14 protein-coding genes and 2 tRNA genes are annotated in these 15,024 nt (G+C 73.9%); 9 read left to right on the plus strand and 7 right to left on the minus strand.

All coding sequences use genetic code 11. The annotated features are described in order from the left end of the window. Positions 1–624 precede the first annotated feature (624 nt). The 4 genes from ACZ7MY_RS04325 to ACZ7MY_RS04340 all read left to right on the plus strand — a co-directional run bounded on the left by ACZ7MY_RS04325 (position 625) and on the right by ACZ7MY_RS04340 (position 3,771). Entirely contained in the window at positions 625–828 is a 204-nt protein-coding gene (locus ACZ7MY_RS04325; protein ID WP_499599482.1) for a hypothetical protein, read from the plus strand. A gap of 343 nt (positions 829–1,171) precedes the next feature. Next, entirely contained in the window at positions 1,172–1,945 is a 774-nt protein-coding gene (locus tag ACZ7MY_RS04330; RefSeq protein WP_499599483.1) for a putative protein N(5)-glutamine methyltransferase, read from the plus strand. A 389-nt stretch (positions 1,946–2,334) separates the two neighbouring features. After that, positions 2,335–2,796, plus strand: a complete 462-nt coding sequence (locus tag ACZ7MY_RS04335; protein ID WP_499599484.1) for a transglycosylase SLT domain-containing protein — start codon at positions 2,335–2,337, stop codon at positions 2,794–2,796. A gap of 174 nt (positions 2,797–2,970) precedes the next feature. Then, positions 2,971–3,771, plus strand: coding sequence for a maleylpyruvate isomerase family mycothiol-dependent enzyme (locus ACZ7MY_RS04340; RefSeq protein WP_499599485.1), 801 nt, complete (start codon positions 2,971–2,973; stop codon positions 3,769–3,771). A 36-nt stretch (positions 3,772–3,807) separates the two neighbouring features. Here the strand turns inward: ACZ7MY_RS04340 and ACZ7MY_RS04345 are convergent, their stop codons facing one another. Next, on the minus strand, positions 3,808–4,755 hold the full coding sequence (locus ACZ7MY_RS04345) for a GlxA family transcriptional regulator (protein ID WP_499599486.1): 948 nt from the start codon (positions 4,753–4,755) through the stop codon (positions 3,808–3,810). A 69-nt stretch (positions 4,756–4,824) separates the two neighbouring features. Between ACZ7MY_RS04345 and ACZ7MY_RS04350 the strand changes: the two genes are divergently transcribed. Further along, positions 4,825–5,781, plus strand: a complete 957-nt coding sequence (locus ACZ7MY_RS04350; protein ID WP_499599487.1) for an NADP-dependent oxidoreductase — start codon at positions 4,825–4,827, stop codon at positions 5,779–5,781. Positions 5,782–5,807: 26 nt separating this feature from the next. Here ACZ7MY_RS04350 and ACZ7MY_RS04355 read toward each other — a convergent pair. The 3 genes from ACZ7MY_RS04355 to ACZ7MY_RS04365 all read right to left on the minus strand — a co-directional run bounded on the left by ACZ7MY_RS04355 (position 5,808) and on the right by ACZ7MY_RS04365 (position 7,383). Next, positions 5,808–5,881: transfer RNA gene (locus ACZ7MY_RS04355), tRNA-Pro, on the minus strand. Between the two features lie 12 nt (positions 5,882–5,893). Then, positions 5,894–5,965 (minus strand) — tRNA-Lys (locus ACZ7MY_RS04360). Between the two features lie 35 nt (positions 5,966–6,000). Then, positions 6,001–7,383, minus strand: a complete 1,383-nt coding sequence (locus ACZ7MY_RS04365; RefSeq protein WP_499599488.1) for a hypothetical protein — start codon at positions 7,381–7,383, stop codon at positions 6,001–6,003. Between the two features lie 101 nt (positions 7,384–7,484). On the opposite strand from ACZ7MY_RS04365, the gene ACZ7MY_RS04370 reads away from it, so the two are divergent. The 4 genes from ACZ7MY_RS04370 to ACZ7MY_RS04385 all read left to right on the plus strand — a co-directional run bounded on the left by ACZ7MY_RS04370 (position 7,485) and on the right by ACZ7MY_RS04385 (position 12,367). After that, positions 7,485–8,207 (plus strand): Clp protease N-terminal domain-containing protein, encoded by a 723-nt coding sequence (locus ACZ7MY_RS04370; protein ID WP_499599490.1) that lies wholly within the window; start codon positions 7,485–7,487, stop codon positions 8,205–8,207. Positions 8,208–8,428: 221 nt separating this feature from the next. Further along, positions 8,429–10,480, plus strand: a complete 2,052-nt coding sequence (locus tag ACZ7MY_RS04375; protein ID WP_499599491.1) for a TerD family protein — start codon at positions 8,429–8,431, stop codon at positions 10,478–10,480. A 130-nt stretch (positions 10,481–10,610) separates the two neighbouring features. Next, positions 10,611–11,867: an SLC13 family permease gene (locus ACZ7MY_RS04380; protein WP_499600254.1), complete on the plus strand. Its 1,257-nt coding sequence runs from the start codon at positions 10,611–10,613 to the stop codon at positions 11,865–11,867. Then, the gene (locus ACZ7MY_RS04385; RefSeq protein WP_499599492.1) at positions 11,867–12,367 is read left to right on the plus strand and encodes a universal stress protein; all 501 of its coding nucleotides are present in this window, start codon (positions 11,867–11,869) and stop codon (positions 12,365–12,367) included. The genes ACZ7MY_RS04380 and ACZ7MY_RS04385 overlap by 1 nt, the downstream gene beginning before the upstream one ends. Before the next feature lie 15 nt (positions 12,368–12,382). On the opposite strand, the gene ACZ7MY_RS04390 is transcribed toward ACZ7MY_RS04385, so the two are convergent. Genes ACZ7MY_RS04390 through ACZ7MY_RS04400 form a run of 3 tightly spaced genes read right to left on the minus strand, consistent with a single transcriptional unit; the run spans position 12,383 to position 15,001 of the window. After that, positions 12,383–13,480: a CU044_5270 family protein gene (locus ACZ7MY_RS04390; protein ID WP_499599494.1), complete on the minus strand. Its 1,098-nt coding sequence runs from the start codon at positions 13,478–13,480 to the stop codon at positions 12,383–12,385. Then, positions 13,477–14,106, minus strand: coding sequence for an RNA polymerase sigma factor (locus tag ACZ7MY_RS04395; protein WP_499599495.1), 630 nt, complete (start codon positions 14,104–14,106; stop codon positions 13,477–13,479). The genes ACZ7MY_RS04390 and ACZ7MY_RS04395 overlap by 4 nt, the downstream gene beginning before the upstream one ends. 46 nt (positions 14,107–14,152) lie before the next feature. Further along, the gene (locus tag ACZ7MY_RS04400; protein ID WP_499600256.1) at positions 14,153–15,001 is read right to left on the minus strand and encodes a class II glutamine amidotransferase; all 849 of its coding nucleotides are present in this window, start codon (positions 14,999–15,001) and stop codon (positions 14,153–14,155) included. Positions 15,002–15,024: the final 23 nt, after the last annotated feature.

The raw sequence follows: 15,024 nt of genomic DNA on the forward strand, positions 1-15,024 counted from the left end.
CGTGGGCGCTGGGCGCCCTGGTACTGGCCGAAGCCGTGCTCGTCGCGTGCCTGGTGGCGGGCGTGCCGGTGCCGGCGCCGGTGCTCCGGGGCGCCGAGGGGTGCACGACCGCCGTGCTGCTGTGGCGGCTGCCGCGTGTGGTGCGGGCCCACCGGGACGCGCGGCGGCGGGGCCTGACCCGCCGCTCCGCGGCCTGGACCGCCCTGCGGGACACCGTCCCGGCGCCCGCGCGGCGGCTGATGCGCCACGAACTCAGCCTCTCGGTGAGCCTGGTGCGCTGGATCGCGCGCCGGCCGCACGGGGTGGGTGCGGGCGCCGTGGCCGTCCCGTACACCGGGGCGCAGACGGCGACGATGTACGGCTTCCTCTTCGTCTCCGTGGTCGAGACGGTGGTGCTGGCGCTGGTCATCCCCTGGCCCGCGGTGCACGCCGTCACCCTCGTCCTCGACGTCTGGGGCTGCTTCTTCGTACTGGCCATGCACGCGGCCTGCGTGGTGCGCCCGCACGTCGTCGGGGCGGACGGCTCGCTGCGGCTGCGGTACGGCGCCCTCGTCGACGTCCGCGTGCCCGCCGGGGGGGATCGCCGCGGCCCGCGTCGACCGGCGCTTCCCCGACGGGCGGCTCGTGTCGGTCGCCGAGGACGGCACGGTCGACCTGGTCGTCGGGGGCCAGACCACGGTGACCGTCGAACTGACCGAGCCCGTCACGTTCCTGCGTCCCCTCGGGGCGCCCGTGCGGGCCCGCGTCCTGCGCTTCCACGCCGACGACCCGCGCGCGGCCGTCGCGGCCCTGGGGGTGGGCGCGGTACCGGGGGCTCGGGTAACGTAGCCGTCCCCAGCAGTGGACGTACCGAGGAGGTGAGACCCATTACCGCCATGTCAGGTTGGGTGCTCTCCTCCGGCGGCCCTGCGGTCCGGACGACCTAGGCCGTCGAGAGCGCCCCGCGGCGCCCCGAAAGGCCCCCATGTCCTCCGCTTCGCCCGCACCATCCGGACCCTCCTCAAGACCCGCTCCCTCGGGCCCGTCCTCCTCCTCCGGAGCTTCTGCGCCCGGGCCGGCCGCTCCGGTTTCCGCCCCCTCGGGTCCCGCTCTCCCGGGCCCGGCCGCTCCGGGCCCGGCTCCCGTTCCGGCTCCCTCCGGTTCCGGCGCCGCGCCCTCGCTCGCCCCGGTCGTGTCCGTGCTCCGCGCCGCCGGCTGCGTGTTCGCGGAGGACGAGGCCCGGCTGCTGGCCTCCGCCGCCCGGACGCCCGGGGAGCTGGCCGCCATGGTGGAGCGCCGGGTGGCCGGGCTGCCGCTCGAACACGTCGTGGGCTGGGCGGAGTTCTGCGGTCTGCGCATCACGGTCGGCCCCGGGGTCTTCGTCCCGCGCCGCCGTACGGAGTTCCTCGCCCAGGAGGCCGCCGCGCTCGGGCGCGCCCTGGGCAGGCCCGGTGCCGTCGTGGTCGACCTGTGCTGCGGCTCCGGCGCGGTGGGCGCCTTCCTGGCGGCCGTGCTCGATCGGCCCGTGCTGCACGCGGCCGACATCGACCCGGTGGCGGTCGCCTGTGCCCGCCGCAACCTCGCGGCCGCGGCCGGCGACGTCCACGTCCACGAGGGCGACCTCTACGACGCCCTCCCCGCGGAGCTGCGCGGCCGCGTCGACGTCCTGGTCGCGAACGTGCCGTACGTCCCCAGCGGGGCCGTCTCCCTCCTTCCCCCGGAGGCCAGGGACCACGAGCCCCTGGTGGCACTCGACGGCGGGGCGGACGGCCTCGACGTCCTCCGCCGGGTCGCCGCCGCGGCGCCCGAGTGGCTCGCGCCGGGCGGCCGGCTCCTCTTCGAGACCGGTGAGGAGCAGGCCCCGGCCGCCGTCGCCGCGGTCGCCCGGGCCGGGCTGGAGGCGCGGGTGGCCGTGTCGGAGGAGCTGTACGCGACGGTCGTGATCGCCTCGGCCCCGGTGGCGTAGCCCGGCCCGGCCCGGCTCGGGCCGGGGCGGCCGCCCCGTGCCCTCCACGACCCGCCGGTGGGTGACCCGGCGGGCCGGAATACATCGCCGTGCGTGAATCCGTCGTTTCTCCGCGTCAATCCACGCCGTATCGAGTGACGCAGGCCACATGGCCTGCGTCACTCGATGGGCGATTTGTCCGGGTCTGCATGTGACGTAGCCGATATGGCGTGCGTCACTTTCGGGGTCCCTTAGTAGCCCGTCCCCCGGAATCCCCTTCCCACGCCTGAGCGGCGGGACTTTCGTCCCTGGTCCCACAACTAATCCCGTTAGTAACAGGGGTGCATTGACCTCGGGATTTATGTCGGCCAACAATTCATGGCGTACCCCACGGAAGAGGAATTACTCGAATGCAGATCTCCGCTATGTCGAAGCTCAACCGCGTCGCCAAGGCCAAGAAGATCTCCCTCGGCTGCGCTGCCGCGAGCGTCGCCGTCGTCGCCGGTGGCGTGGCCATGGCCCCCACCGCCTCCGCCGCCCCCATGGCGCAGTCGGGCTCCGTCAACACGTGGATCAACGAGTCCCTGAAGGTGATGCGCGCCAACGGCATCCCGGGCACTTACAACGGGATCTACAAGAACCTGATGCGTGAGTCCTCGGGCAACCCGAACGCCATCAACGGCTGGGACTCGAACGCGGCCAAGGGAATTCCCTCCAAGGGCCTGATGCAGGTGATCGACCCGACCTTCAAGGCCTACCACGTCGCCGGTACCTCGTGGAACATCTACGACCCGGTCGCCAACATCACCGCCGCCTGCAACTACGCGGCCCACGTCTACGGCACGATCGACAACGTCAACTCGGCGTACTGATCGCGTACGCAAAAGCTTTTCCTGGGGACGTCCCCGGCAGCCACGGCCGCCGGGGACGTCCCCTTTTCCCGTCCCGTCTTTCCACCGCCTTTTCCGGCGCGCCTGCTTTCCCACCCGGCCGGTTTCCTCCCCGGGCCTGGACAGGCGAACGGCGCTGGTCCACGCTGTCCGACCATGACCGTCGCCCCTGACCGCGCGGCCGAGGCCGAGGCCCTGCACGCCGCCGCCGAGGACATAGCCGCTCTGCTCCGCGCGTGCCCGGACACCTCGGTGCCGATACCCGGCGCCGAGTGGACGGTCGGCGAGGCCGCGGCGCACCTGGTGCTCGCGGGCGGACTCATGGCCGCGCTGGCCGAGGGCCGCGAGCAGCCGTACGGCGACGGCACCCCCGGCGGCCTCGCCGCGGCGAACGCCGCGTCCCTGGCCGCCTTCCCCGAGCGCGACGGCGGGATCCTGGCGGAGGGCATCGTGCGGCACACCCGCGCGTTCACCGACGCGGCCGCGACCCGTCCGCCCGGCCTGCCGGTGCTCACCCCGCTCGGCCCCATGGACCTGGCCACGCTCGGCTCGTACCTGCTCACCCACCTGCTCGGGCACGGCTACGACATCGCGGTCGCCCTGCGCCGGCCCCACATGGTGGACCGCGAGCGGGTCGCCCGGTGCATGCCCTTCCTCAGGGCGGCCATGCCGCGCGTCGTGGACCCGCGGGCGGCGTCCGGCTTCTCCGCCTGCTACGTGCTGCGCGTCCCCGGGATCACCCGCTTCGCCGTGACCTTCACCGACGGTGCCGCCGACGTCACGGACGAGCCGCCGCGTCGTCCGGACTGCACCATCACCACCGAGCCGGTCACCTTCTTCCTGATCGCGCTCGGCCGCCGGGGCGCCACCGCCGCCATGGCCCGCGGCAGGATCGCCGCCTGGGGACGCCGTCCCTGGCTGGCCCCCCGCTTCCCCGCCCTCTTCACCGCGCCGTAAGTCACCCGCCGGGTTTCCGGCCCGGCCCCGGGCGCCTCAGCGGACGGTGGCGGTGGCCCGGAAGGTGCGCCGGTAGGCCAGCGGGGAGACGCCGATGGCGGCGTGGAGGTGCTGCCGCAGCGAGGTCGCGGTGGCGAAGCCCACCTCGCCCGCGATGCGGTCCACCGGGAGGTCGCTGGACTCCAGCAGGTGCCGGGCCCGGGCGACGCGCTGCTGGATCAGCCACTTCCCCGGGCTCGTGCCGACCTCGTCCCGGAAGCGCCGGGCGAAGGTCCGCAGGCTCATCCGTGCGTGGTCCGCGAGGTCGTTCAGGGTGAGCGGCAGGTCGAGGTGCTCCAGGGCCCACTGCCGTGTGGCCGCCGTGCCGGCGTCCGCGGTCTGCGGCACCGGCTGCTCGATGTACTGCGCCTGGCCGCCGTCCCGCCAGGGCGGTACGACGCAGCAGCGGGCCACGAAGTTGGCGACCGCGCTGCCGTGGTCCGCGCGCACCAGGTGCAGGCAGACGTCCACGCCGGAGGCGGCCCCGGCCGAGGTGAGGACGTCGCCGTCGTCCACGAACAGCACGTCCGCGTCGAGTGCCACGGCGGGGAACATCTGCCGGAAGCGGTCGGCCAGCGCCCAGTGGGTGGTGGCGGGGCGTCCGTCGAGGAGGCCCGCGGCGGCGAGCGCGAAGGCGGCCGTGCAGATGGAGACGATCCGGGTGCCCGGCCGGATCGCCGCGAGCGCGGCGGCGACCGGGGCGGGGAGTTCGGCGGCGATCCGCGCCTGGTCGTACGGCGGGATCACGACGGTGTCGGCGGTGGCCAGCACCTCGGGACCGTTCTCGACGGCGACCGAGAAGTCGGAGTCCGTGCGCACGGGGCGTCCGTCGACGGTGCAGGTCAGCACCTCGTAGCGACCCCGGGCGGAGCCGAAGACGCGGTTGGGGATGCCCAGCTCGAAGGGATAGACGCCGTCGAGGGCGAGGACGACCACACGATGCATGGCACGATCTTATCGGATGATGGCAATCAGGCCATTTCCCCGGCGGCCGCCGGACCGCACGCTGGAGGCATGAACGACACGACCCCTCACACCATGCGCGCGATCACCCAGGACGTCCTCGGCGGCCCGGAGGTGCTGCGCGAGGCGGAGTCGGCGCGCCCCACCGCCGGCATCGGGCAGGTGCTCGTCCGCGTCCACGCCGCCGGGCTCAACCCGACCGACACCAAGCACCGGCAGAGCGGGCTCTTCCTCGGCAACCCGCCGTTCGTCCTCGGCTGGGACGTCTCCGGCGTCGTGGAGGAGACCGGGCTGGGGGTGGCCCTCTTCCAGCCCGGCGACGAGGTCTTCGGCATGCTCCCCTACCCGTACGGTGCCGGCTCCCACGCCGAGTACGTCACCGGGCCGGCCCGCGCCTTCGCGCGGAAGCCGTCCGCGATGAGCCATGTGGAGGCCGCCGCGGTCCCGCTGGTCGCGCTCACCGCCTGGCAGGCCCTGGTCGACGTCGCCGGGCTCCGCCCCGGGCAGCGCGTGCTGATCCCCGCGGCCGCGGGCGGCGTCGGCCACGTCGCGGTCCAGATCGCCAAGTCCCGCGGCGCGTACGTCATCGGCACCGCCAGCGCCGCCAAGCACGAGTTCCTGCGCGGCCTCGGCGCGGACGAGGTGGTCGACTACCGCGCGACCGACTACACCGAGGCCGTCCGCGACGTGGACGTCGTCCTCGACCCGCTCGGCGGCGCCGAGTCCGTCCGCGCCCTGCGCACCCTGCGCGAGGGCGGGCTGCTCGTGACGCTCCTCCCGGTCGGCGTCGCCGAGCTGCGCGCGGAGGCCGAGCGCCGGGGGGTGCGCGCCACGGGCATGCTCGTCGAGGCGGACCACGCCGGCATGACCGCGGTCGCCCGCCTGATCGAGGAGGGCGCCCTGCGCGTCACGGTCGCCGAAACCTTCCCCCTGTCCGAGGCCGCCAAGGCGCACGCCTCGCTGGAGACCGGACGTACCACCGGGAAGCTGGTCCTCACCGTGCGCTGACGCCGGCGCGGCCGGCGAGCCGTACGGGCACCGGGGCAGGGCTCGAACCTGCGTCCACCCGGTCCCGAGCCGGGAGCTCCACCACTGAGCTTCCCGGTGCCCGTACGGCCGGCGACGGGGGCAGGGCTCGAACCTGCGTCCAACCGGTGAAGAGCCGGCCGCTCCACCACTGAGCTTCCCCGTCGGTGCCCCGATCCTGACCGCGGCGGCAGCGGGGCGTCAACGCATTTCGGCGTCGAGCTCCGCCGCCGCCGGGCGGAGCGGGCGGCCCGAGAAGAAGCCCGCCGAGCGCAGCACTCCGGCCAGCACCGGGTCACCGACCTCCACCCCGTGCACGAGCTCCGGAGTGGGCCGGAAGGGCACCGGGCCCGCCGCCGGCAGCGGTTCGGTCCAGCCGCCCGCGACGGGATCGACGCCGTGCCGCCGGCACACCTCCTCCACCAGCGAGCGCGGGCACTCCGCCTCACCGCGCAGCACCTGCCAGGGCAGCGGCAGTTCGGCCCACACGCCGGTGTCCGGGTGCAGCCCCCCGCCGGTCCCCCGGTGCCAGGCGGCCACGTCCGCGGCGACGAGGAGCAGGACCTTGCCGGGGCAGTACCGGTCGGCGATCTCCTCGGCGGCCAGGGCCTGCAGCAGCGCGAACCAGTGGGCCCGGGCCTTGGTCCAGGCCCGGGCGGCCTGGTTCCAGGTGGTCGAGTCGTCGCCGCGGCGCACGATCATCGTCGTCCGGTCCAGGGGCTGCCGCCGCCAGGCGGTTTCCAGGAGTTCCGCCACGTCCAGCAGGAAGCGGTACCAGATCCCGAGCAGCCGTCCCCGCTGCCCGTCGTCGAGGTGGCCGAGCACCTCGGCGGTGGGGTGGACGTGCGCGACGGCGTACCAGTTGGTGCGGTCCGGCCGCCGTCGCAGCTCCCCGAACAGGGCGTCCGCCACCTCGTCGTAAGGGCGTTGCTGGCCTGACACCGTGAACTCGCTGCGCAGATTGGCGCGGGCGGTGAGGTAGGCCACGAAGGCGGCGGTCGGGGTGTCGGCCGCGAACTCCTCGTACGACAGCCGCGAGGCGAGACCGCTCTTGCCGATCAGCGTCACGTCCCGCTTGCGCTGCTCCACCAGGATGCGCGCCAGCTTGGCCTCCAGGCGGCGCAGCAGCCGGAACCGCTTGTTGTACTGCCGCTTCGACATCTCGCCTAGCCCGGCGTCGGCGCGCCCGGCGCGGTCGAGGCGGTCGCTCAGGAAGTCGCTCGCCCCGAACCCCTTGGCGATCCGCTCACCGGCCGCCCGGACCGCCGCCTCCACCTGCGCCGGATCGTCCCCGGCCGACCCGGCCGCCTCCGGCAGCCCCGGGAACAGCTCGGCGGCGCGGGCCAGCTGGCGCTGCGCCCCGACGGGCCGCGCGAAATCCTCCAGCATCGAGGTGTAGCCGTGCCACAGCGTGCGCAGGGACCCGCCCGCCGCCCTCTCCAGCGCCAGCCGGGTACGGCGGGCGGGGCGTCGGCTGTCGCCGTCGAGCAGCAGCCGGAGGGCGAGGTGGGCGATGTCCTCGGGGCGCTTGCGCCGGTCGAGGGACGCGTGCAACTCCCGCAGGACCGCGGTGTTCCGGTACATGCGCCCAGGCTGGCGCACCCGGCGGCGGGCGCACCACCGGTTAATCGGGCCATCGTCAACTTTGGGTTGACGATGGGGTAGCGTCAACCTATCGTTGACGCATGACGCAGCAGATCCGGCTCGACGACCTGATCGAAGCCATCAAGCAGGCCCACCCCCACGCCCTCGACCAACTCTCGGACGCCGTCATCGCCGCCGAGCACCTGGGCGAGGTCGCCGACCACCTCATCGGGCACTTCGTCGACCAGGCCCGGCGGTCCGGCGCCTCCTGGACCGACATCGGCAAGAGCATGGGCGTGACCAAGCAGGCCGCCCAGAAGCGCTTCGTCCCCAAGGACCTCGGCGCCCCCGACCTCGACCCCTCGCAGGGCTTCTCGCGCTTCACCCCGCGCGCCCGCAAGGTCGTCATGGCCGCCCACACCGAGGCCAGGACGGCCCGCAACCCCGAGGTCCGGCCCGAGCACCTCGCCCTCGGGCTGCTCAGCGAACCCCAGGCCCTCGCCGCCCTCGCGATGACGGCCCAGGGCGTCGGTCTCGACGCCGTCCGCACCGCCCTCACCGCGGCCCTCCCCGCGGCCGTGGACGAGGTCCCCGAACTCGTCCCGTACGACCTCGCCTCCCGCAAGGTCCTCGAACTCACCTTCCGCGAGGCCCTCCGCCTGGGCCACAACTACATCGGCACCGAGCACCTCCTGCTCGCCCTCCTCGAACTGGAGGCGGGCGACGGCCCGCTGACCTCCCTCGGCCTCGACAAGCCCACCACCGAACGCCACATCGCCGCGGCCCTCACCGAGATCACGGGCGGCACGCCCGAGCAGAAGTAGCCTCCGGCAGCGGATCGCCACGACGCCTCGGGCCGTGGTGCCCTCCGGAGCGGCCCGGGGTGTGGCACGTGCCGGGCGCAGGAGTTCCTGTTATGCGATGTCGAAAGGGGGGGTTTGCCCGCTAGGGTTCACTTCGGCCGGACGGATGTGTCCGGCGTCACATGACAGAGGGTGTCGCGCCGCCACCGCACGTCGGACCCGGCCGTGCGACAGGGGGGTTCATGCACGAGATGGTCAAGGGCGCCAACGTGGGTCTGGCGGCGCTCAGTGAGGACACCGGCTCCGTGGTCGTGAGCCTGGCGTGGAGCAGTACGACGGGTGAGGGGGACGCCGACGTCTCCGTGCTGCTCCTGGACGCCAACGGAAAGGTCCGCAGCGACGAGGACTTCTTCTTCTACAACAACGTGGCTGCCCGCGACGGCAGTGTGCAGCTCCTGGGGAAGACGCCGACCGCAGCCGGCAACGAGGACCGGATCAGCATCGACCTGACCGCGATCCCGGCGACGGTGGAACGGATCGTCGTGGCCGCGAGCCGCGACGCCCATGCGCGCTTCGGTGACCTGGACGACCTGCGGCTGGAGCTTGCGGACCGGGGCGGGGAGCCGTTGCTCGGGTTCCAGATCAACGATGCCGACGTGGAGACCGCGTTCCTCTTCGGCGAGCTCTACCGGCGCGGTGAGGAGTGGAAGTTCCGCGCCATCGGGCAGGGGTACGAGACCGGTCTCGCCGGACTGGCCACGGACTTCGGCATCGACGTGGACGACGCCGACGACGCCCCTGAGACCGGGACCGAGACCGAGACCGCGATCGCGACGGAGCCCCGTGCGGTAGGGAGCACGGCGTCCCTTGCCGCGCCCGCGGCCGTCGAGGCCCCACCCGCGACCACCGTGTCCGCGCCGACCGTGCCCGCACAGGCCGGTCCTCGTGAACCGGCCACCCCTGGCCCGCCCCGGCGCCCCCGGACCGCGAAGAAGAAGGTCACGCTGCCCAGGACGGCCAGGAAGTCGCTGGCCGAGAACGACACATGGCGCCAGGCCCGGCTCTTCCCCGCGTCGTCGCTCAAGAGCGACCGGGAACGCGAGACGCGCGCGACCTCGGTCCTGCTGTCCGTGATGGCGCAGGTGCCGGAGTTCGGCCGCAGGCTCACCGCCGCCTTCGGGGCGCCCGCCGGACGCATGGAGACGTTCGCCGAAGTCTCCCTGCCGCACGGGGACACACCGAAGCGGCCGGACGGCGTGATCTGTGTCGAGCGCGCCGGCAAGCTGTGGACCGCCCTGGTGGAGACGAAGACCAACGGCAACCAGCTGAAGTCCGAGCAGGTCCAGGCCTACATGGACATCGCGGCCCGCAGGGCGTACGAGGCCGTCATCACCCTGTCCAACGACGTGGCCCTTGAGGGAAGCCCGCTCGTCACGGTCAAGACCGACGGGCGGCGCAAGCACAAGGTCGCCCTCTGGCACCTGTCCTGGGCGGAGGTGACGCAGCAGGCCCAGATGCTCATCCGCCACGAGGGCCTGGGAAACGCCGCGCACATGTGGCTCCTCCAGGAACTGCTGCACTACCTCCAGCACGAGAACTCCGGTTGCCACGGATTCCAGAACATGGGCGCGGCCTGGGTGCCGGTGCGCAACGGCATCGACGACGAGACCATCTGCCAGGGCGATCCACGTGCCGTCGAGGTCGTGGAGAGCTGGGAGCGGCTGATCCGGCAGGTGTGCCTGCGGCTGGGCGGTGAACTGGGGACGAAGGTGCTCCCGGTGCAGCCCGGCCGCCGCCGCGGCGCCGACCCCGGCGCGTACCGCGCGCAACTGGCCGACGAGCTGTGCGAGCACGGGCGTCTGAACGCCGGCCTGCGCGTCGACGGGGCCCCCGGCGTGTTGGGGCTCACTGCGGATCTGCGTACCGGCAGGCTCCGTACCTCCATCGACGTCCCGGCTCCGGAGCAGGGGTACCCACTGGCCCTGGTCAAGCGTGTCGTGCGCCAGTTGTCCGAGGCCCCCGCCGACCTGCACATCGAGACGCTGGTCGAGGGCCAGGCCGGCGGGCCGCGCGGGACGCTGGAACGGCTGCGCCCCGAGCCTGCCGACCTGTTGCCGAAGGAGGGCGCGACGATCACCGGCTTCAGGCTCTCGCTCCTCAAGGGCATGGGGAGCACCCGGGGCACTGCGGAGTCCGGCTTCATCCGCAGCGTCGACGACGCCGTGGACCGCTTCTACTCCGGGGTCGTCACCCATCTGGAACGCCGCGGCGGCCGGGCCACCGCGACGGTCTGATCAGCAGCCCCGGGCCGTCGTACCGGGCAGGGGACGGGACGGGGCGGGCGCCGTGGTGGCGTGGTGGGGTCGTGGTGGGTGGGGCGTGGTTCCATGAGGGGCCACGGTCCCACCCGGGAGGAACGGAACCCTGAACACCACGATCGCGGAGGCGCTGTCCGTCGCGCTGCTGCTCCTCGTGCTCGCCGGGGCCGTGATCCGGCCGTTCGGGCTTCCGGAGGCGGTGGTCGCCGTGCCGGCGGCGGCGGTCGCCGTGGGGAGCGGGGCGATCCCGCTGGAGCACGCGCGGGAGGAGGCGGCGCGGCTGGGGCCGGTGATCGGGTTCCTGGCGGCGGTGCTGGTGCTGGCGCGGCTCTGCGACGAGGAGGGGCTGTTCCGGGCCGGCGGGGCGTGGATGGCCCGGGTCGCCGCGGGGCGGCCGCGGCGGCTGCTCGGGGCGGTGTTCGCACTCGCCTCGATGGTGACGGCGGTGCTCAGCCTGGACGCGACGGTGGTGCTGCTCACCCCGGTGGTGTTCGCGACCGCCGCCCGCCTGGGGGTGCGGCCCAAGCCGCACGTCTACGCCTGCACGCACCTGTCCAACACCGCCTCGCTGCTGCTGCCGGTCTCCAACCTGACGAACCTGCTGGCGTTCACGGCCAGCGGGCTGGGCTTCACCCGCTTCGCGGCGCTGATGCTGCTGCCCTGGCTGGTGGCCATCGCGGTGGAGTACCTCGTCTTCCGCCGCTGGTTCCGCGGCGACCTGGCGGCCGCCGTCCCCGTCCCGGACGGTGCCGGGACACCGCCGCTTCCAGTGTTCGCGCTGGTCACGGTGGTCTGCACGCTGGCGGGCTTCGTCGTCACCCCGGCGCTCGGGGTCGATCCCGCGTGGGCGGCCGCGGCCGGCGCGCTGGTGCTGGCCGTACGGGCGGTGGCACGGCGGCGGATGACGGTGCGCGCCGTGGCGGGGGCGGCCGGGGTGCCGTTCCTGGCGTTCGTGCTGGCGCTGGGCGTGGTGGTCCGGGCGGTGGTCGACAACGGGCTCGCCGACGCGCTGGGCCGGATCGTGCCCGAGGGCACCGGACTGGTCGCCCTGCTGGGCGTCGCGGCGCTCGCCGCCGTCCTGGCCAACCTGATCAACAACCTGCCCGCCGTGCTGGTGCTGCTGCCGCTGACCGCACCCGCCGGGCCCGGCGCGGTCCTCGCCGTCCTGCTCGGGGTGAACATCGGCCCCAACCTGACCTACGCCGGCTCCCTGGCGACCCTGCTGTGGCGGCGTATCGTGCACCAGCACGAACACGACGTGGACCTCAAGGAGTTCACCGTCCTCGGCCTGCTCACCGTGCCTGCGGCGCTGGGCCTGGCGGTGGTGGCACTGTGGGGTTCGCTGCACGTCCTCGGAGGGTGATGTCCGTGATCGTGACCGCCTGGATCGCCGAAGGGACCTGGCCCGCCTGCGTCGACGCCGTCCGCGTCCACGCGCCGGAGGCCGCCGACGTCGTGCTGCTGCACGTCAGCGGCCCCGACGTCCCCGGTCTCGCGCACGCCGCCTACGCCGGCCTGCTGGGCCGCGGGCACCCGGAGAACGATCCGGGCACCCGCCTGGAGGGCCTCGGCGCGGACTCCGCGGGGCGGCTGCTGGACGCCGCCGCCCGGCGGCTGGACCGGCCGTGCCGCCGGGAGGAGCGGTCGGGGCGGGTGGAGCGGGAGGTGGTCGCCGCGGCGGCCGGGACCGACCTGCTGGTGATGGCCCGCGACGGCGACCTCGCGCGGCTCGGGCCGCGGAGCCTGGGCCCGGCGGCGCGCTTCGTCGTCGACCACGCGCCCTGCCCGGTCCTGCTGGTGTGGCCCGCGGCCGCGCCGGACGTGGCGACGCTCCCGCCGCCGCCCCCGCACCCGCCCCACTGAGGTCCCGACCCGGGCTCAGCCCGTCGCGCCGGGCAGCTGCTTCACCGCGTCGACGACGGACCGGGTCATCACCGCGGTGGTGAAGACGACCGTGCCGCGCGGCATGACGCCCTCGGGGTCCCGCTCGGCCTGGACGCTGCGCTCGCCGAGGAAGACGTGGGTCTTCCGGTCGAAGATCCACTCGGTGCGCTCACCGCTGGTCTCGTCCAGGCGGGCGACCGCGACCCCGTGCCGGCCGGCGGCGTCCACGGCGTCGTCCACGGCCACCACGCCGGGGATCTTGGCGGCGGCCCGGTAGAGGGCGGTGGTCAGCTCGGCCGGCGGGTAGCTCTCGCCCAGCAGGTCGCCGATGGTGGTGAAGGCCTCCTGGTCGGGGCCGTTGCCCATGCCCTCCGTCTCCTTGTAGATCTTGGCCAGGAGGACGTCGGGGTCGGTGGGCAGGGTGGTCAGGTAGTCGTAGCTCGGCGCGTTCAGGTACGGCTCGGGCGTCTTGCCCCGCTCGTCGGTGCCGGCCAGGGTCATGCCCTCGGGGCCGGTGGTGCCGGGCTCGATGAGCCAGCCGTCCCTGCCGTCGCGGGACTCCCAGACCTGGCGGCGGTGCAGCGGGGAACTCGCCAGGCTGGTCTTGCCGTACACGTGCCGCACGTTGGTGCCGGCCGACTGCGACTCGATGTAGACGTACTGGCCGTCGCCCACCGGCGCGGCGGGCGACTCGGCGGCGGCCAACGAGATGGTGTCCAGCAGGCGGGCGGCGCCCCCCGGGTCCGCGGTGCCGAGGCGGGTGGTCAGGGCGGGGGGCGCTGCGGTGGTGCCGGAGCCGCCGCCCGCGCCGATGCCCTCCGTGCCGCCGAACACGAACAGGCCGGTCGCCAGTGCCCCGGCCAGCACGCCCGCGGTCAGCGGGACGAGGACCATGCGGCGCAGCAGCGGGTTGCGGCGCCCGGCCGGGCGGGTGGCAGCGGTGGTCGAGGGCGCGGGGCTCGCGGCGAGGTCCTCGTGGATCCGGGTCATCAGACGCTCCTTGTGCAGCTGGTGACGGTCCGCCGGCAGATCCCGCTCCACGCGCGGCAGGAGACGGGCGGTCTCCTCCCATTCCGAGGGATGGGCGTTCATCGGATTCCTTCCTGTGCGGGCCGGACCGCGTTCGTGCGGTCCCCTTCTGTCTGTCGGCGGCGGACGTCGGGTTCCCTCTCCGCGTCGGCGAGTTTGCGCAGTCGCGTACGGGCCCGGGACAGCCGGGACCGCACGGTGCCGACCGGGACGCCGAGGGCCTCGGCGGCCTCGGCGTACTCCAGGCCCTCCCACAGGCACAGCGTCAGCACCTCGCGTTCGGCGCGGCGCAGCCGGGCGAGGGCGGTGAGCACGGCGGCGAGGCGGCGCCGGTCGTCGACCCGGCCGGCCACGAGGTCTGCGTGGTCCGGCACTTCGAGCGCGGCGGGCCCGGCCTGGGCGCCGGCGGCGACCGCGGCCCGGTAACGGCGGTTGCTGCGGCAGTGGTTGCGCGCGATGTTGGTGGCGACGCCCAGCAGCCACGGCCGCAGCGAGCCCCCTTCGGGGTCGACGCGGTCCCGCAGCCGCCACGCCTCCAGGAAGGTGGCCGACATGACGTCCTCGGCCACCGACCAGTCGGCGGTCAGCCGGAAGGCGTGGTTGTAGACGGTGCGGGCGTACGCGTCGAACAGTTCCGCGAAGGCGGTGGGGTCCCCGTCCCGTACCCGGGTCCGTACATGAGTGGTCACTCCTGTCGGCTGTCCGCCGGTGCCCCGCGGGTTCCCGTGACCCGCGTCACGCGGCGATCCCGTCGGGGGCCGCGGGTACGAAGGGCAGCAGCTCGTCCTGGCCGGGGCGCACCACCCCGAAGGTGCTCTCCGGGACCTCGTGCCAGGCGTCCGGCAGGTCGCCCAGGGGTTCGGACACCACGAGCCGGGTCTCCGCCGACACGCCCTGGAGGAACCACAGGTCCGGGTGGAGTTCGCGCAGCGAGTCCACCTTGCTGCTGTAGAACAGCGACCGCGAGAGGTGCTCGCTGGAGTAGCGGAAGGCCCACAGGCTCTCCCCGTCGGTGACCGCCACCGTCATCTGGACCGGGAACTCGACGCCGTGCTCGTGGCCGGTCCGCTCCACCAGCCCGGCCATCCGTGCCACGGCCGCCGGTACGTCCTGGTCGAGGCCGAAGGTGAGCGCGAGGAAGAACATCACCTCGGAGTCCGTCGAGCCCTCGATGGAGGAGAACAGCGCGGGGTCGACGGCGAGCGAGAGGTCGCGGCGCAGCCGGTGGAAGTCGGTGATCGCGCCGTTGTGCATCCACAGCCAGCGGCCGTGCCGGAAGGGGTGGCAGTTGGTCTGCTGGATCGCGGTGCCCGTCGAGGCCCGTACGTGGGCGAAGAACAGCGGCGAGGTGACGTGGCGCGAGATCTCCCGCAGGTTGCGGTTGTTCCAGGCGGGCCCGATGTCGCGGATGATCGCCGGGGTGTCCATGTCGGCGGCGTACCAGCCGATGCCGAAGCCGTCCCCGTTGGTGGTCTCGACCCCCATCCGGGAGTGCAGGCTCTGGTCGATCAGGGAGTGCCGGGGTTTGTAGAGGATGTTGTCGAGCAGCATGGGCGTGCCCGAGTAGGCGAGCCACCGGCACATGTGCACCATTCCCTTCCTCTTCC

Source organism: Streptomyces sp. NPDC111520 (genome assembly GCF_055635295.1).